Genomic DNA, 17417 nt, shown 5'->3' with positions numbered 1-17417 from the left:
CAAGCAATCACGCAAAAACGCCCTTCCAGCCATATGGCCGGAAGGGCGTTTGAGTTTTGGGTAAGGACAAGCACTGTTCGGGGCTTTTTCATTCGGTGTCTCACCCAACTACACACGGCTACTGCGATAGAAACCCATCGCCAATGTTCACAATGACACCGACCTGAAACACCGAATTTGCGGCCTTGAGGTACTTGTTGTTGCGGAAACCGAACATCTGACCGCTCAGAAACTGCAGCTGCACAGGGCCCGCAATTTGGGTGCGGGTGAAGGTGATGGGCTCGAAAAAGAGGTTGTTTTCGCCGGGGGCTGCCAGGCCGTTGATGCGAAAGTCGTTGAGCTGCACGTAGCTCATGCGCAGTGCCGCGCCGTAGGTGAGCGGGAAATCGTGGTTGAAGAGGCGAATATTGTCCTTCTTTTTGCGGGCGTAGTTCACCTGGGTAAATACCTTCGACAGGCTGCCGTTGAACCGGTCGGTCACCACTTGCTCGCTATTGCGCTCGATGCGCTCGGTGCTGCCGCCACCGCCGCCCACGTACACTTCCAGCACGCGGTTGTCGGATATTTTGGTGAAGTAGCCGAGGCTGGCTTCGCCAAAATCAATGTTTTCCGTTTTGCGGGACTTTTTGCGGTGCATGGACGAAAACGTGGCCGCGGCCCCCAGGTGATTGGTGAGGCCATAGGCGCCCTGCAGGGCCGTGTTGCCTTGCAGGTTGGTGCTGAGGCTGCCGTAAATCTCTCCCTGCTGGGTGAGCAGCGGCACGTGGGGCGGCGGCGGAAAGTAGAGTGACGAACAGCTGGAAAGCCCCGTAACAACGAGAAAAAGAGCCAGTAGCGGCAAATGCTTCATAAAGGAAACGCAGGATAAACAGAGGCAAAACAACGCCTGATACGGCAATTTCGTGTTTTTACGCCACTTTTCAGGTTTTGGGCTGGAAAATGGTTTTACTGAAGAACGTTGATGCTTGCGCGTGGTACGCATTCTTGAAGGTATTCATGCTGAGCTGGCGAAGCATGACACCCAGCCCGGCACACGACAAATTCCGGCTTACTATTCGGCGCCTTGCCAAGCGAGACCGTATGTACGGCAACAACCTTGTTTCACTCCTTATGCCTGCAACTACTTTCGACGCCATCATCATCGGTTCCGGCCAAGCCGGCAACCCGTTGGCCACCGCTTTGGCTGGCGCGGGCCGCAAGGTGGCACTCATCGAAGAAAACCGCCTGGGCGGCTCCTGCATCAACTACGGCTGCTCGCCCACCAAGACGCTTATTGCCACTGCCGAACGCCTGCACCAGCTGCGTACCGCCGCTCAGGTAGCAGCCCCCGAAACCGCCCACGCGGCCGACTTGAGAGTAGACCTGGGCGCCGCCGTGGCCCGCAAAGACCGGGTGGTTGCCGCCATGCGCGAAGGTGTGCGGGCCAACCTCACCAAGAAGCAGCCCAACATCACCCTGTTCGAAGGACACGCTGCCTTCACGGGGCCGCACGCCCTGCACGTGGCCCTGGCCACCGGCCGCACCCAGGGGCTCACGGCGCCGCTCATCTTCATCAACACCGGCACCCGCGCCGCCATCCCCGACGTGGACGGCCTGGCCGACGTGGGCTACCTCAGCACCACGCAGCTGCTCGACCTGAAGGAGCTGCCCGAGCACCTCATCATCCTGGGCGGCGGCTACATCGGACTGGAGTTCGGCCAGATGTTTCGGCGCTTCGGCAGTCGCGTAACCGTTGTAGAATCGGGGCCGCAGCTGCTGGAGCGCGAAGACGACGACGTGTGCCGTGGCCTGCAGGACGCCCTGGGCGCCGAGGGCGTGGAGTTTGTGCTGAACGCCCGCGCCCACAGCGTGAGCCGCAGCCCCAGCGGCACCATCACCGTTTCGGCCACTACCAGCACCGGCGAGCGGCGCCTGCGTGGCTCCCACCTGCTGGTGGCCACCGGCCGCACCCCCAACTCCGACAAGCTGGGCCTGGGGTTCGCGGGTGTGAAAACCGACGAAAAAGGCTACATCCCGGTCAACAATAACCTACAAACGAACGTGAAGGGTGTGTACGCGCTGGGCGACATTCACCCTGGCCCGCAGTTCACGCATTTGGCCTACGACGACTACCGCGTGGTGCGCGACGCACTACTGCACGGCCGCAAACGCTCGGCCCGCGACCGTCCCCTCCCCTACGTGATGTTCACTGACCCGCCCATGGCCCGCATTGGCCTCGACGAAGGCCAGGCCCAGGATAAAAACGTTCCCTACCGCGTGGCCACCATGCCCGTGCGCACCATCGGGCGGGCCCAGCACACCAGCGAGGCGCGCGGCTTCTGGAAAGTACTGGTGGGCAAAGACGACCGGCTGCTGGGTGCTACCCTACTTGGCCCCGAAGCCGGCGAAATCATGGCCGTTATCGAAGTAGCCATGGCCGGGCGGCTAAAGTACCAGCAGCTGCAGGAAATGATATTCGCCCACCCCACCTGGGCGGAGGGGCTGAACAACGTGTTCCGGGATTTGAAGAAGGGCGGGAAGTAGCAATAGCTGACGTTGCCTGCTGGCTCCTGCTGGCGCGCGTCCGCGACGCGCTGCCCACTGGCGTCGAGCCTTTGGCTCGGGTTCTAAGCCAGTAGAATATGTTGTTCAATGCCCGAGCTACAAGCTCGACGCCAGTGGGCAACGCGTCGCAGACGCGCGCCAGCCGGGGGCGCTTCTGTGACGCGCTGCCTACTGGGTGCGAGCCTTTGGCTCGGGTTCTGAGCTAATTGAAGACATTGTTCAATGCGCGAGTTGAAAGCTCAAAGCCAATGAGCAGCGCGCCGCAAACGCGCGCCAGCCGGGCAGGAAGTAACAATTGAAATGGTCCGAGTTACATTGGGCTAAACTCACGCCAGTTTTGGGAGAACTTGATACTTGAAAATGACTGCATCATCATACCCATCGCTTGCATGATAACTCCTTTGGCTTCTAATCAAAATGCAAATAGTCAGTTGTTGTCGGATGTGGGCTTCGGACAATAACACTTGAATGTGCTTTTCAGATTGCCAGTCCCTATAATCTATAGAGTACTCTATTCGTTCATCCTTTGGATCAGTTGCAGACACCACAAACTCTAGAATATCTCCTTCACGCAGGGTCAACCCAGTTATGATACCAAGGTCACCCATTTTCCAACTATTGCCATAGTTATCATGAACACTTTCAATTCTTGGAAAATAGCTTTCACCTGTCTCTTGCATACTTCTAAATTTTGTGATTCTATTTCTGATTTCACCAGTCAACCCAACTACAATGTGCTTTTGGTAAGTCAAAAGTTCTCGGCCATGTGCATTCGTATTTCTGAAATCTTCAAGTAGTTTAAGAAAAATTTCTATTTCTTTTTTTTCACCAAATGCATTAACAAATAACTCCCAGTTTTTTCTGATAATATTTCCTAAATCATAGAAATCAGAATAGTAAATTAGCCGTGGGTCGCAATTCGAATATCTCTGCTTCCTTAACTCCGCTTCAAACTTTTCCTTCCACTTATTTATTCTTTCCTCTGGCAACCCGCATTGGTAGAACCAACTTGTCCCAAACTTCTTTTCGAGTGTAGCTGACAAGAAATCTCTCAATACATTTTCGACGTCCTGCAGAGCTTGTTTTTCATTCATAGTTGTAAATAAAACCCCCGCGCCAGCCTAGGCCGACGCGGGGGTTTCTAATGTTGCTTAGGCCGAGGCCAAGCTACTACATATTGTTCACAATTTCCTGGGCAAATTCGCTCGTTTTGAGGAGCGTAGCGCCGTCCATCTGGCGTTCGAAGTCGTAGGTCACGCGCTTGCTGGCGATGGCAGCTTCGAGGCCTTTGTTAATGAGGGCGGCGGCTTCTTTCCAGCCCATGTGCTCGAGCATCATCACGCCGGAGAGGATAACCGAACCGGGGTTCACCTTGTCCTGGTTGGCATACTTGGGCGCGGTGCCGTGGGTAGCCTCGAAGATGGCGTGGCCGGTCAGGTAGTTGATGTTGGCGCCGGGCGCGATGCCGATGCCGCCCACGATGGCCGCCAGCGCGTCGGAGATGTAGTCACCGTTCAGGTTCAGCGTAGCAACTACCGAGTACTCGGCGGGACGCAACAGAATCTGCTGCAGGAAAGCATCAGCGATGCTGTCCTTGATGATGAGCTTGCCCTGCTCCTGCGCCTGCTTCTGCAGGGCATCGGCCACGGCCACGCCCTGCTTGGCCACTATTTTGTCGTACTGCGCCCAGGTAAACACCTTGCTACCGAATTCCTTCTCGGCCAGCTCGTAGCCCCAGGTCTTGAAGGCACCTTCGGTGAACTTCATGATGTTGCCCTTGTGCACGATGGTCACCGACGGCTTCTTGTGCTGTAGCGCGTAGTTAATGGCGGCGCGCACGAGGCGCTCGGTGCCTTCCTTACTCACCGGCTTGATGCCGAACGAGGACGACTCGGGGAAGCGAATTTTCTTCACACCCATCTCATCCTGCAGGAATTCCAGCATTTTCTGGGCCTGCGGCGTGCCGTTCATGTACTCGATGCCGGCGTAGATGTCCTCGGTGTTTTCGCGGAAAATGACCATGTCGGTCAGCTCGGGCTGGCGCACGGGCGAAGGCACGCCGTCGTAGTAGCGCACGGGGCGCACGCAGGCATACAGGTCCAGTTCCTGGCGCAGGGCCACGTTCAGCGAGCGGATGCCGCCGCCCACGGGCGTGGTCAGGGGGCCTTTGATGCCCACCAGGTATTCGCGGAACGCGTCGAGGGTTTCGTTGGGCAGCCAGTTGTTGGTGGCTTTGTAGGCTTTCTCACCGGCCAGCACTTCCTTCCACATCAGCTGCTTCTTGCCGCCGTAGGCTTTCTCAACGGCCGCATCAAATACCAGCTTGGAAGCAGCCCAAATGTCCGGCCCCGTGCCGTCGCCCTCTATGAAGGGAATAGTGGGTTTGTCCGGTACGTTCAGCTTGCCATTTTTAATGGTGATTTTTTGCTCTGCCATGTGGGTCGTGTGTTGTATAAATCTGTCATCCTGAGCGCAGCGAAAGACCTTATCGCGTCAGGCGTCGGTGGTAAGAATTCAACTAAGTGCAGGCGGGATAAGGGGCTTCGCTGCGCTCAGCATGACAATCATCGGGGGGCTAATACCCGAAAATCTCCTTCAGCGTGAGCTGCTGCACCTGGCCGTATTTGGCCAGCTCCTTAAAATTCAGCCGGTCTTTCGAGCCTATAACCAGAATGACCTGGTTCTGGCCTTTAATCTTGGCGTTTTGAAACTTATTCAATTCATCAAAAGTCATGTTCTGGGTGCCGGTGTACACGTCGCGGCGCAGGTCGTAGTCGAGGCCGAGGCGGCGGGCGCGCTCGTAGCTCAGTAGCACGTTGCCCTTGGTGATGCGCTCGGTGCTGATGCTGTTGCGGATGGAGTTCTTGGCAATTTCCAGATTGGCTTCGGCCACGGGCATGTCCGTTAGCAAGGCCTCCATGCCGGCCATGGCCTCGGGCAGCTTGTCGCTCTGTGTTCCGATGTAGCTCATGTTGTAGTTGGAGCGGCCCACCTTGTCGGCGTTGGCGTAGCGCGACGACGCGGAGTAAGCCAACGCCTTGCTTTCACGCAGGTCCTGGAACACGATGCTGCCCATGCCGCCCCCGAAGTACTCGTTGTAGAGCGCCACCGTGGGCACCATCTCTTTGTTGTACACGTCTCCCTTGGTCAGGAACAGGATTTCGGCCTGCACCATGTTGTAATCAACCCAATAGACTTTCTTGTCTTTCAGAGGTTGCTCAGCAAAGTCTTTGGCAGCTGGGGTAGGCGTAAGCTTAGCCGGCGTGCGATGCTCTGCTTTCAACACTGCTACGGTTCCCTCCTGAGGAAGGGGACCGTAGTACAGCACGCGGTGCTGATATGTCGGCAGCTTCTTAATGAGCGCAGTGAGTTGCTCGGGCTTCACGGCCTTCAGCTCCTTCTCACTCATCACATTGGTGAAGGGGTTTTTCGGCCCGTACTTCACGTAGTTCACCATGGCCGCATTCAGAATCACGCCCTTGTTGAGCTTGGCATCCTGCCGGGCTTTGAGCATCCCGGCCACCATGTTTTTCAAAGCAGCAGCATCGGGCTTGGGGGCATTTATTAGCTGTTCAAATAGCTTGAGCGCGGGCTCCAGGTTGGTGTCGAGGCCGTTCAGGGTCACGAAAATACGGTCGGTACCACTGCTCACGTTAAAGGAGCAGCCCAGCTTGTAAAACTCCTGCTGCAGCTGCGCGGCCGAGTAGCTGCCAGTTCCGAGGTACTGCAGATAGTCGGTGGCCAGGCCCCAACGGGGGTCGTTGTTGGTGCCGATGTCCAAGATGTAGTACAGATTGAACAGGCCATTCTCCGCATTGTGCGTGTAGTAGAGCGGCAGCCCCGGCTTGATGGCTGTTTCCTGAATATCCTTCTTGTAGTCGAGAAACACCGGCTGCAGCTCCGAGCTGGGCATGGCCGTGAGCTGCTTGTAGTAATTGGAGGCCACGTCGCGGTTGGCTGGCACGGGCGTGATGGCAGGCTTCACCACCTTCACCTTGTTGGGGTCGGTGCCGGTGCGCTTGTACACGGTCACGTAGTTGTCGCCGTAGTTGTCGTTGGCGAATTTCACGATTTCCTCCTTGGTGATGGAAGCAAACGTCTCCTGCTGCTGCAGGTAATCTTTCCAGTCGACGCGCTGAATAAACGCCTCGTACATGGCAGTGGCGCGGGCCTCGTTGCTTTCGTAGCTCTTGGTGCGCTCCAGCTTGTCGTTGTTGATGATGGCCGGAATCAGCCAATCGGGGAAGTTGCCGGCTTTCACCTTGCTTAGCTCGGCCAGCAGCAAGCTCTTCACCTCGTCCAGTTTCTGGCCCTGGCGCGGATTACCGTAGATAACGTGGGTCGAATAATCGGTGTTGAGGTCCGTGAACGACGTAGCCTGCAGCACTTTCTGCTGCTGGTTCAGGTTGAGGTCAATCAGGCCAGCCTGCCCGTTGGTCAGGATTTTATCCAGCATCTGCAGGCGTATGCCGTCACGGGTAGCTTTACCTGGCAGGCGGAAGCCCAGCATCACGTTTTCCGCCTGTGGCCCCACCACTTCCCGCACCATCGGCACGGTCAGCGGCTTTTCTACCGGCGGGTTGAAGGCCGGAGCTGATTTGGCGGGCAATGCGCCGAAGTATTTGTCGATAAGCCGAATGGTCGCATCGTAGTCCAGGTCGCCGCTCAGGCACAGGGCCACGTTGCCCGGCACGTAGTACTGACCGAAATACTTCTTGATTTCCGTGATGGACGGGTTTTGCAGGTGCTCTATCGTGCCGATGGTCGTCTGCGTGCCGTAGGGGTGCGTGGGGTAGAGCGCGGCGTTGAGGGCCTCGTACTGCTTGCGGAAGTCGCTGTCCAGGCCCCGGTTTTTTTCTTCGTACACGGCTTCCAGCTCGGTGTGGAACAGGCGCGGCACCATCTCCTGCATGCGCTCGGCCTGAATGGCCGTCCACTTTTCCAATTGGTTGCTGGGGATGTCTTCCTGGTACACCGTTTCCTCGCTCGAGGTGTGGGCGTTGGAGCCTTTGGCCCCGATGGCGCCCATCACTTTGTCGTACTCGTTCGGCACGGCGTAGGTAGCGGCTACCCCCGAGATGGAGTCAATCTGGTGGTAAGTTTTCTTGCGCGCGGCGGGGTCGTTGCGCTGGCCGCGGTACGTTTCGTACAGCGCCTCAATCTTGTCGAGCTCTACTTTTTCCTTAGCCCAGTCCTGCGTGCCCAGCTTAGACGTGCCCTTGAACACCATGTGCTCGAGGTAGTGGGCCAGGCCGGTGGCAGTAGCGGGGTCGTTCTTGGAACCGGCGCGCACAGCTACGTACGTCTGGATGCGCGGGGCATCCTTATAGTCCGACAGGTAAACTGTCAATCCATTATCCAGCTTATAGATACGAACCTGCAAAGGGTCGCCGGGCACTGTTTCGTAGCGATATTCCTTCGGCGCGGCAGGCGTGGTGGCGGGAGCAGTGGCCGTAGCGGAGGCAGTTGCAGCGGGCTTGGTGGATTGGCACTGAGTGGCAAAACCTAACACCGCCAAGGCCGGAAACAGCAGTAAAAAGTTGTTTTTCACGAAGGGCGCGGAAGGATAGCCGGGATGATTCAAAAAACAAAGGTAGCTGGCTGATAGGGGAATAAAAAAAGAATTTTTCAACTACCTTGCCGGATTTTACCACCGCCGGGCATACACGGTGGTGCCGCCCCACCCGTTCCCCAAACGATTGCGGCCTTTACTGAGTGCGGGATTTATGTTTGCAATGAAGCAGGAGCATCCCTGGCTAAAGGCGGTCATGCTTCGGCTCCGCACAGCATGACCGCCTTTTTTGCTACGGCATTGCTTCTGCCCGACCGCCTAATAGTCGGCTTCCAAACCCAAGCGTTGCTTGGCTTCGCGCAGGGCGGGAAACCGCTCAGCCAGGTACTCAAACTTGTCTGAGGTAGTGTAGAGCTTTTTGGCAGTGGGCGCGGCTACCGTCACCACGGGCTGCACCGTGAGGCGCGGGTGGCCGGTGCGGCGGCGCAGCTCGGCCAGGAACTCTACCCGCATTTCGTTGAACTGGTCCACCTGGATGGGGTTGTCAACGGCCAGTTCAATGTTGTGCTCAGCGTTGGCCGTCACGGCGCGGTTCAGCACCCAGTACTCGCTCATGCGGTCCTGGGCGCGGCGCTCCTCGGCTAGCTGCTGCCACACGCGCTGCAGCAGGTCCGCATCGATGGGCGCCACGGGACCGGTGTTGAACTGCGGCTCGGTGGCGGCCGCGGCGGCCGGGCCGGCGGCCTGCTTGTTGCTGAGGCCCTTCAGGCTGGGCATTTTGCTGTTCAGGCCGGGCATTCTGGCAACGGCGGCCGCGGGTGTGGGCTTGGGGGTGGGCTCGATGCCCTCGAAGCTGGGCACGCCGATTTCGACGTGCGGCAGCGTGTCGCGCATCTGGTGGCGCTCGGTGATGGCCGCGGGCGGGTCGGCCTCAATGCTGGGCGTGTCGTGCAGCTCCTCCACACCGTTTTCGACAGGGAGCGGCTCGGGGCCATCGGCCGGGGCCAGGCCGGTGGCTACGGGCGCGCCGGCCGGCATGGGCAACTCACTGGCCGAGGCCACGGGTCGGGCAGCGGCTACGTAGGGAGCCGCCGGCGACTCGGTAGCATAAGCAACCGGAGCCGCGTGGGAAACCGCCGGGGTTATGGCGGCGGCAGTGGCTATCGGGGCGTGTTGGGCGTGGCCTTCTCCAACCGAATCAGGAGCGCCGGCAGCGGCTCCTCCCCCATCGCTCAGGCTACTAGTTTTTTTTTTAGCCTCGCCGTTTGTGGCAGGGCTGAGGTCACGCACGAACTGCACGGCCCCATTCAGATAAGCCAGCTTCATGAGGGACAACTCTACGTGCAGGCGCTGGTTTTTAGCCTGCTTGAACTCGCGGTCGCACTGGCTGATGAGGTTGAGGGCCGAGAGCAGGAAAGCCAGCGGCGCGGCCTGCGCCTGCGCCACGTATTGCTTCTTGATGCCGTCGGACACTTCCAGCAACTGCACCGTCACGGCGTCTTTGCACACCAGCAGGCCGCGCAGGTGCTCGGCGGTGCCCACCACGAAGTTGTGCAGGTCGAAGCCGTTCTGCATCACCTCATCGAGCAGCAGCAGCGCGGCCGAGAGGTTTTCGCTCAGCAGGCTGTCTACTAAGCGGAAGTAGTAGTCGTAGTCGAGGATGTGCAGGTTCTGCACCACCTCTTTGTAGGTCAGGTTGTTGCCGCCGAAGGTCACCATCTGGTCGAACATCGACAGGGCATCGCGCAGGCCACCATCGGCTTTCTGGGCCAGCAGGTGCAGGGCGTCGTCTTCGGCCGTAATGCCCTCCTGGGTGGCCACGTAGCGCAGGTGCCCGCGCATGTCCTCCACCTTGATGCGGCTGAAATCAAAAATCTGGCAGCGCGACAGGATGGTGGGAATAATCTTGTGGCGCTCGGTGGTGGCGAGGATGAAAATGGCGTAGCTCGGCGGCTCCTCCAGCGTCTTGAGAAAGGCGTTGAAGGCCGCGTTCGAGAGCATGTGCACCTCGTCGATGATGTAGATTTTGTACTTGCCGGCCTGCGGGGCGTAGCGCACCTGCTCCACCAGCGAGCGAATGTCCTCCACCGAGTTGTTGGAGGCCGCGTCCAGCTCGTGCACGTTGAATGAGGCGTTTTCCTGGAAGGCCACACAGGAGGCGCAGGTACCGCAGGCCTCGGTTTCAGGGCTGAGGTTGGTGCAGTTGATGGTTTTGGCCAGGATGCGGGCGCAGGTGGTTTTGCCCACGCCGCGGGGGCCACAAAACAGGAACGCCTGGGCCAGGTGTTGGCTTTGAATGGCGTTTTGCAGCGTGGTGGTGACGTGCTGCTGCCCCACCACGCTGCGAAACGTGGAGGGACGGTACTTGCGGGCCGAAACGACGAAATTATCCATAAGCTATGCCTACAAAGTTACCCAAAAAAGGGCGGCTTTGGAAGGGGTTTTGGCCCCGTCTGTCATCCTGAGCGCAGCGAAGGACCTTATCACTCTGGAACAGTTCGCAGTAAAAAACCCACTGTCTTTTCCGTCAACAAATGATTTACTGCGCATCGTTCAGACGTGATAAGGTCCTTCGCTGCGCTCAGGATGACAGTTGTAAAATGGAAACCTTCCCTCCTGCCCTGGCGTTTCTACCATATCCGCGTACCTTCGCGGCCCGCTTAGCCTCTTTGGAGGCCGCTGCGGGAATCGTTCTTTACCATTTGGGGATGACCGGAATTGACAGCTCGCGCAAATTGCGGGTAAGCGTGCCAGGAGTTGATGGAAGCTCTCCTGTAAAAAAATCTATCAAACAACAACCGGCGACTATTCGTACGCCATGGCTGCCTAGTTTAGAATTAGGTAACGTCATCGTTCCGCCTGGGTAAGTTTCTACACCTGGGAGTTCGGAGCGTCGTAAGTAGAAAATAGTCTTCGGGGAGCTGTGACTCGGAGGCGAAACGCAACTGCAGCTAGGGGAATTTCAAGGGCCTGACTGACGCCTGAAATTCCATGAAAATTCAAGTCTGGATACGCACGTAGAAAGCACGTTGATTTCCTTGTCTGGACCAGGGTTCGAATCCCTGCATCTCCACTTTAAACCCCGTTTGCGCAAGCAGGCGGGGTTTTTCGGTTTTGGGAGGACTTATTCTCCGTTTGTGCTGCTCGCGGCTGCGGCAACGCCATGTGCCGCAATGGGTAGGAGGCCCTTTGTGCCTGGTGGCCCCAACGGAGAAACATTAGAGGACCTGTACTACTTCTCCGCGCAGCCAGCAACGGCTTTTACTTTTTTACACCCGGCAGCGGTACTTCTCCTGTTGCTGTAGAACTGCAGCTGGCCCTTCACATCGGGGCTAATTGCCCCGGCCGAATCAGTCAGCTATCGGGCGGGTACGTTGACCAATGGCGCAGAGCCACGCGGGCAATAATGCGCCCGGCGAAGCTGCTGTGTAGCCATATTTTTGTTAGACATTCGCCAAGTGCTTTCCAACCTAAGGGTTATGCAGCTCCTCTTTCCTGCCGAGCACGTTGCCTTTCGCCATCATGACCTCTTTTACGCTTACCCTCAATATCACCCCTCAGCAAGTGCTGCGCTGGCTCCTGGCCTGCATTGTTTTCCTTGTGGCGGCTTCGGTGGTGGCTGATATTATCACGGCGCAGCACCCTTCCAAGTCACTCAGCAAGTTATTTGGGTTGGACGAGGAGGGCAGCATCCCTACTTATTTCGCCTCGCTTATCCTGCTGCTATCGGCGGGGCTGCTATTGCTCATTGGCCGCGAAAAGCGCCGGCGGCAAGACGCCTATTCCCGGTACTGGTACAACCTGGCCCTGTTTTTCCTGCTGCTTTCCATAGACGAGATGGTGAGCATTCATGAGTACTTCACCTACTACCTGCATACGCATTTGGGCGGGCACGGCGCCAGCCAGACGTCCTGGGCAATAGTGGGCATGGTGGTGGTGGCTGGGGTCGGCCTGCTTTACCTGCGCTTTCTGTTGGCACTTTCTTCCCCTACCCGGGTGCGCATGCTGGTAGCCGGCGCCGTGTACGTGCTGGGCGCGCTCGGCTTTGAGTACCTGGGGGGGCGCATCATCAATGCCTCCTCTGACCAAAGCCTGCTCTACCAACTCTGCTACACTGTGGAGGAAAGCCTGGAAATGCTTGGCGTATACCTATTTATCCGCATGCTACTGCTGTACATGGCCCAGGAGCTGCACGCGGCTCAGGCCCCGGCGCTGTCCCCCCCGGCCGGGTCTCTTGACGCGCCCAGGTGCGCAGCGGCCTTGTAATGCGCGCAGGTGAGTGCTGGTCTTTAGTCCTTGAACCTCATCAGGCGGCTGCCTAAACTAACCTATTGGGGTAGGCCACAAAATCACCGCTTGGGGCGAGTGGGCTGGTGGCATGCCTGCGCCGAGCTTTCTTTACTGCAATTACTCCTGAGCACTATGAAAATTGCCATTGTTGGACCGAGCGTTACACGCACCAAGGGCGGCATGGCCACGGTTATCAGCGACATGCTTGCTAATAAAACGACGGGGATGGAGTTTGTACACCTGGTTTCGCACGTGGAAGGCAGCGCAACCGAAAAACTGGTAGGTGCGTCGCAGGCATGGCTGCAGCTACTGTGGGAGCGGGCCGTCGACGTGGTGCACATTCACGTGGCTTCGGATGCGAGCTTTTACCGCAAAAGCGCTTTTGTGTTGCAAAGCCGCGCAAGGGGCCTGCCTGTGGTAATGCACGTGCACGGCGCCGATTTCGACACGTTCTATGCCCAATCCAACGCGCTGCAGCAGGCATATATTCGAAAAATATTTGGCATGTGCAGCAAGGTCCTGGTGCTATCCGACTTCTGGAAGGCGTTTTTTCAGCAGCACATCATCCAGGGCAAGGTAGCAGTGCTGCACAATGGCGTGTACCCCGCAGCTTTTGCGGCGTGCTATACCATGCCCGCTAACCTGAACCGTTTTTTGTTTCTGGGGCGCCTTGGGCAGCGCAAGGGCGTGTACGACCTGCTGGAAGCGGCGGGGCAACTCATCAAAGAGCAAGGCCATGCCAACCTGGAATTTTACCTGGCCGGTGATGGCGAGTTGGAGCTGGTGCAGCAGGCTATCGAAACAAAGGGCCTCCAGCAACACGTGCGCGTGCTTGGCTGGATGGGCGACGAGGAAAAGCGCTATTGGCTGCGCGAGACCGACACCTTGGTGCTTCCCTCCTACAACGAAGGCCTGCCCATGTCCATTCTGGAAGCCATGGCAGCTGGCAAAATTATTGTCAGCAGCCGGGTAGGCGGCATACCCGACTTGGTGACCGAAGGCGTGAACGGCTTCCTGATAACGCCCGGCGACGTGCCCAGCTTGAGCCAGCACCTGGCCTACGTGGCCACGCACCCCCAGGAAATGACGGAGATGGCCCGTCGCAACCAACAAAAAATAGCGGCCGAGTACAACCTCGAGAAGCTGACCGCGTGGCTGATGGCCATGTACCGCAGCATAATCCGTAAGCCTCATTCCTGACCCGGCTTCTGGCACCCGCCCGCCTGCCCACGTCTGCTTTCCTGCTGCTGCCATCCGCGTTCAAGCCCAGCACTCATCACCTCCGGCAACTGGATTCCTGCCGCACTATTACCCTGATTAGCGCTTCAAAATGGCCAAATTGGTGAAACAGAACAGCAGCCTGTTCAAAAACTTCTTATCGCTGAGCCTGCTGCAGGTGGCCAACAATGTGCTGCCTATTATCTCCATCCCCATCATCGTACGCATCATTGGACCCGAAAAATTCGGGGTTATTAATTTTGCCAGCGTCATCATGTCGTACTTCATTCTGCTCACGAACTACGGCTTCGACCTGACCGCCACCCGTGCCATTGCCTTGAATCGCAACGATGTTGAGGCCCGCAGTCACTTGTTCAACCAAGTACTGTATGCCAAGCTGCTGCTGTTTGCCGTGTCCCTGCTCATCTTCCTGGTGCTGCTCGACACGCTGCCGCAGCTGCGCGAGGAAAAGCAGGTGGCCATCTACTCCTTCCTGATTGTGTTTTCCTTCGTGCTCACGCCCAACTGGCTTTACCAGGGCATGCAGGAGCTCTACAACATTGCCATTTTCAACTTCATCACCAAGCTCCTCTTTACCGTGTGCGTGCTGGTGGTCATTAAAGAGCGGCAGGACTACGTGTGGCAGCCCCTGCTGATTGGGGTGGCGCACGTGTTAGTGGGCGTTGTGGCTTTTGCGTGGGCTGTGCGCAAATACCAGATTCGGCTGTTTTATGTGCCCCTCCAACAGGTGCTGCGCCACCTGTGGAGCGAACGGGTCATCTTCTTCTCGTTTGTTTCCATCAACGTCTACACCTATGCCACTACCCTCATTCTGGGCCTGGTGCAGAACAGCGAGGCGGTGGCTTTCTTTTCGGCCTCTTGGCGCCTGGTTATCATCATGCACACCATCGTCACCATTCCCATCGGCATGTCGCTGTTTCCGTACATCGGCGAAAGCTTCGGCATCAGCCGCGAGAAAGGCATCGAGCGCATTCAGATGACGGCCCCGTTCATTGTGTACCTCACCGCGCTGATGGGCGCGGGCGTGTGGCTGCTGGCGCCGTTCATCATCACCATCTTCTACGGCCAGGCCTTTGCTCCTTCCATTGCCGTGCTGCGCATTCTCTGTTTCATTCCCGTCATTATGGGCCTGAGCAACCTGATGGGCGTGCAAACCATGGTAAACTTAAAGATGGACCGGCCTTATACCTACATCATTGCCTCCGGTGGCGTGATTGGCCTCGGGCTGAATTTGTGGCTGGCCAGCCAGTTTAGCTACATTGGCGGTGCCTGGGCCTGGCTGCTCACCGAGGCTTCCATTGCCCTGATTATGTGGGTATACCTGCGGCGCAAAGGCATTCAGGTCCTCAATGGCAGCTACTTTAGCTACGCGTACATAGCCGCTGCGGTGGTGCCCCTCGTCCAAACCCTCCAACGGAAGCTGGGCCGCTAGTCCTGCAACTTGCTCAACTGCCTAGTAGCCATGAACGCCGAAAAGGAAATATCATTCTTGCTGCTGATGCTGTTCCTTTTTTTGGGGACCTGCGTGCTCGATGCGCTGCACCACCCACAGTCGGCCCCCGCCAGTGGGGGCATTTTTCGCCTGCACCCGGCCATGCACTTCGTAAAGTCTGACGTCATCAGGAATTCCTGGCTAATCCGGGTTTTAAAATTCGGCACCGTCCTGACCGGGCGTGCTGTAGGGGCTGCTCACGCTGCTGCTATTCAGCCTGTTTCACAAGCTGGCGCTTCCTTTCCAGTTCGTTCTGCTGACTGCTTCCGGCAACAATTCCATTGCCATCAACACCACGCCGATATCCATCAGCACTCTGGCCTGCTTGGTAGGATTCAAGTCCTACGCTCGTGAATACAAATCCGCCCCCGCCCATGAAGAAGATATCCATCGTCATTCCGGTATATAACCGCAAAGCCGATTTGCCGCGCTGTCTGGGCAGCATTCAATCGCACACAGCCAACTACGAAGTAATTGTAGTGGACGACGGCTCTACCGACGGCTCCTTCGAACTGCTGCAGACGTTAGATATTCCGAACATGCGGCTGTTCAAGAACCCCGGGAACCGGGGCGTGAATTACACCCGTAACCGCGGCGTAGAGCAAGCCAGCGGCGACTACGTTCTGTTTCTGGACAGCGACGACAAGCTTTTCCCGGATGGTCTGGATACCGTTTTCGGTCACGTCAATGCGAACCCCCTGGTGCGGCATTTCCTGTTTTTTAGCTCCCCCAACGTTAATAAGTCAGCCACTGCTCCCTACCACACTACCTATGCAGAATGGCTCACCGAAAGCGTGTTCGGCGATTTCGCCCACGTCATCGAGAAAAAAACGCTGCTGGAATTTCCGTTTTTCGAGCAGTTTCGGGCGTATGAAAACCTGAACTGGCTGCGCATTATCAAAGCCACCGAACCGCAGCGGGTGGTGCCGAAACTAGTGACGTGGATGGACCAGGACCGCACCGACAACCTGACCAAAACGCTACGCCTGAAAAACCGCGAAGCCATTGCCGGCAAATTTGCCTACCTGCAGGCGTATTTTGGGCTTTATGGCGCCGACCTGTATGCCCTTGACCCGGTGCAGTACCGGGCAAAGCTCCACCACGCGTTGTTACTGGGCGTTGCGGCCGACTTGAAGCCGCAAGCGCGGGCCCTTGTTGAGGCATCTTCTCTACCGCTGAAAGGCCTCTATAAATCGGTGGTTGCCCTCACGCCTGCTGTCGCTTTGCAAAAACTGATTACGCTGAAGTAGCCCCGTCTGCAACCGAACGCCATGAAAATCGTGCATTGCTTTTTTACGCTGGAGATGGGCGGTGCACAGGTGCTGGCCGTTGACCTGCTGAACCAGATGTGCAAGGAGCACGACACGGCGCTGGTCATCGTCAACAACATTCACAGTCAGGCCTTGCTCGATAAGCTCGACCAACGGGTGGCAGTGCACAAAATCGACCGCCGGGAAGGCAGCCGCAACCCCTGGCCGCTGCTCAAGTTCAACCTGCTGCTTCGCCGGCTCAACCCCGACATCATTCATTGCCACGAGCCGGACATCGGCAAAATCATTCGGGCCAGGGTAGGCAAGCTGCTTTACACCATTCACGACATCGGCATTCCGAGCAAGCACTACCACTACTACGCCGCCCTGGTGGCTATTTCCGACGCCGTGCAACAGGAGCTGGCGCAGCGCTTCGACCGGCCCATTGCAAAGGTGTACAACGGCATCGACGTTGCCTCGTTCCGGAAGCGAACGGACTACTCCCTGGCCGGACAGCCCATTAAACTGGTGCAGATTAGCCGCCTCATGCACCAAAAAAAAGGACAGGATGTGCTGCTGAATGCCCTGCACCTCGTGAAAAACAACTACGGCTACGCCAACTTCCATCTCGACATCATCGGCAGCGGCGACTCCTTGCCCTTCCTCCAAAACCTGGTGGCGGAATTGGGCTTGACGCAAGAGGTCAGCTTAGCTGGCGAGCGCAACCGCGACTGGCTGTACGCCAACCTGAGCCACTACCACCTGCTGGTGCAGCCCTCGCGCTACGAGGGTTTTGGCCTGACCCTGCTGGAAGGTTTTGCGGCCGGCCTGCCGGTGCTGGCGTCGGACATTGAGGGACCGGCCGAGATTATAGGTCGCACGCCCCGCGGCTTTTTGTTTGCCAAGGGCGACAGCCAGGCTTGCGCGCAGGCGCTGTACCTCATATTTCAGGAGTACGAAAGCGGCCATGTTGCCCAACTCATGCAAAACACCGAACCGATTACTGACCGGGAGTACTCCATTAAATCCTGCGTGGCCGGGTACCTGCAGCAATACCGGGCCCTGCTGGCGTAGCGGGTCGGCAGCGCTT

General features: G+C 57.6%; 12 protein-coding genes and 1 other RNA gene. 7 read left to right on the top strand and 6 right to left on the bottom strand.

The annotated features are described in order from the left end of the window. Positions 1–118: 118 nt before the first annotated feature. Positions 119–763 carry a hypothetical protein gene (locus BEN48_RS12395; RefSeq protein WP_083321037.1) on the bottom strand — a complete coding sequence of 215 codons (645 nt, stop codon included), beginning with the start codon at positions 761–763 and terminating at the stop codon, positions 119–121. Between the two features lie 347 nt (positions 764–1110). On the opposite strand from BEN48_RS12395, the gene BEN48_RS12390 reads away from it, so the two are divergent. Beyond that, positions 1111–2523 carry a mercuric reductase gene (locus tag BEN48_RS12390; protein WP_070735374.1) on the top strand — a complete coding sequence of 471 codons (1413 nt, stop codon included), beginning with the start codon at positions 1111–1113 and terminating at the stop codon, positions 2521–2523. Positions 2524–2870: 347 nt separating this feature from the next. On the opposite strand, the gene BEN48_RS12385 is transcribed toward BEN48_RS12390, so the two are convergent. The 4 genes from BEN48_RS12385 to BEN48_RS12370 all read right to left on the bottom strand — a co-directional run bounded on the left by BEN48_RS12385 (position 2871) and on the right by BEN48_RS12370 (position 10450). Beyond that, on the bottom strand, positions 2871–3638 hold the full coding sequence (locus BEN48_RS12385) for a Swt1 family HEPN domain-containing protein (protein WP_070735250.1): 768 nt from the start codon (positions 3636–3638) through the stop codon (positions 2871–2873). Positions 3639–3714: 76 nt separating this feature from the next. Further along, positions 3715–4980, bottom strand: coding sequence for an NADP-dependent isocitrate dehydrogenase (gene icd, locus BEN48_RS12380; RefSeq protein WP_070735249.1), 1266 nt, complete (start codon positions 4978–4980; stop codon positions 3715–3717). A gap of 139 nt (positions 4981–5119) precedes the next feature. Then, a complete protein-coding gene (locus BEN48_RS12375; RefSeq protein ID WP_241502264.1) occupies positions 5120–8128 on the bottom strand; it encodes a M16 family metallopeptidase in 3009 nt (1002 codons plus the stop codon). Between the two features lie 246 nt (positions 8129–8374). Beyond that, positions 8375–10450 carry a DNA polymerase III subunit gamma/tau gene (locus BEN48_RS12370; protein ID WP_070735248.1) on the bottom strand — a complete coding sequence of 692 codons (2076 nt, stop codon included), beginning with the start codon at positions 10448–10450 and terminating at the stop codon, positions 8375–8377. A 310-nt stretch (positions 10451–10760) separates the two neighbouring features. Between BEN48_RS12370 and ssrA the strand changes: the two genes are divergently transcribed. The 4 genes from ssrA to BEN48_RS12350 all read left to right on the top strand — a co-directional run bounded on the left by ssrA (position 10761) and on the right by BEN48_RS12350 (position 15017). Continuing rightward, positions 10761–11132: a transfer-messenger RNA gene (gene ssrA, locus BEN48_RS12365) on the top strand. 446 nt (positions 11133–11578) lie between these two features. Continuing rightward, positions 11579–12322, top strand: a complete 744-nt coding sequence (locus BEN48_RS12360; protein WP_070735247.1) for a hypothetical protein — start codon at positions 11579–11581, stop codon at positions 12320–12322. A 156-nt stretch (positions 12323–12478) separates the two neighbouring features. Beyond that, the gene (locus tag BEN48_RS12355) at positions 12479–13546 is read left to right on the top strand and encodes a glycosyltransferase family 4 protein (protein WP_070735246.1); all 1068 of its coding nucleotides are present in this window, start codon (positions 12479–12481) and stop codon (positions 13544–13546) included. A 130-nt stretch (positions 13547–13676) separates the two neighbouring features. Beyond that, positions 13677–15017 (top strand): flippase, encoded by a 1341-nt coding sequence (locus tag BEN48_RS12350; protein WP_070735245.1) that lies wholly within the window; start codon positions 13677–13679, stop codon positions 15015–15017. Positions 15018–15285: 268 nt separating this feature from the next. On the opposite strand, the gene BEN48_RS19165 is transcribed toward BEN48_RS12350, so the two are convergent. After that, on the bottom strand, positions 15286–15468 hold the full coding sequence (locus BEN48_RS19165) for a hypothetical protein (protein ID WP_158010175.1): 183 nt from the start codon (positions 15466–15468) through the stop codon (positions 15286–15288). On the opposite strand from BEN48_RS19165, the gene BEN48_RS12340 reads away from it, so the two are divergent. Next, the gene (locus BEN48_RS12340; protein WP_070735243.1) at positions 15452–16327 is read left to right on the top strand and encodes a glycosyltransferase family 2 protein; all 876 of its coding nucleotides are present in this window, start codon (positions 15452–15454) and stop codon (positions 16325–16327) included. The two genes, BEN48_RS19165 and BEN48_RS12340, sit on opposite strands and share 17 nt — an antisense overlap. Positions 16328–16348: 21 nt before the next feature. Continuing rightward, positions 16349–17401 carry a glycosyltransferase gene (locus BEN48_RS12335; protein ID WP_070735242.1) on the top strand — a complete coding sequence of 351 codons (1053 nt, stop codon included), beginning with the start codon at positions 16349–16351 and terminating at the stop codon, positions 17399–17401. Positions 17402–17417 lie beyond the last annotated feature (16 nt).

This window comes from Hymenobacter glacialis (assembly GCF_001816165.1).
GTDB lineage: Bacteria > Bacteroidota > Bacteroidia > Cytophagales > Hymenobacteraceae > Hymenobacter > Hymenobacter glacialis.
The sequence above is the reverse complement of the archived record's forward strand: the minus strand, read 5'-3'. Positions and strand labels throughout refer to the sequence as shown.

Excerpts from the sequence above, each read along its gene's own strand:
- BEN48_RS12390 (WP_070735374.1), top strand. The coding sequence starts at position 1,111 with ATGCCTGCAACTACTTTCGACGCCATCATCATCGGTTCCGGCCAAGCC.
- BEN48_RS12385 (WP_070735250.1), bottom strand. The coding sequence starts at position 3,638 with ATGAATGAAAAACAAGCTCTGCAGGACGTCGAAAATGTATTGAGAGAT.
- icd (WP_070735249.1), bottom strand. The coding sequence starts at position 4,980 with ATGGCAGAGCAAAAAATCACCATTAAAAATGGCAAGCTGAACGTACCG.
- BEN48_RS12370 (WP_070735248.1), bottom strand. The coding sequence starts at position 10,450 with ATGGATAATTTCGTCGTTTCGGCCCGCAAGTACCGTCCCTCCACGTTT.
- BEN48_RS12360 (WP_070735247.1), top strand. The coding sequence starts at position 11,579 with ATGACCTCTTTTACGCTTACCCTCAATATCACCCCTCAGCAAGTGCTG.
- BEN48_RS12355 (WP_070735246.1), top strand. The coding sequence starts at position 12,479 with ATGAAAATTGCCATTGTTGGACCGAGCGTTACACGCACCAAGGGCGGC.
- BEN48_RS12350 (WP_070735245.1), top strand. The coding sequence starts at position 13,677 with ATGGCCAAATTGGTGAAACAGAACAGCAGCCTGTTCAAAAACTTCTTA.
- BEN48_RS12340 (WP_070735243.1), top strand. The coding sequence starts at position 15,452 with ATGAAGAAGATATCCATCGTCATTCCGGTATATAACCGCAAAGCCGAT.
- BEN48_RS19165 (WP_158010175.1), bottom strand. The coding sequence starts at position 15,468 with ATGGATATCTTCTTCATGGGCGGGGGCGGATTTGTATTCACGAGCGTA.
- BEN48_RS12335 (WP_070735242.1), top strand. The coding sequence starts at position 16,349 with ATGAAAATCGTGCATTGCTTTTTTACGCTGGAGATGGGCGGTGCACAG.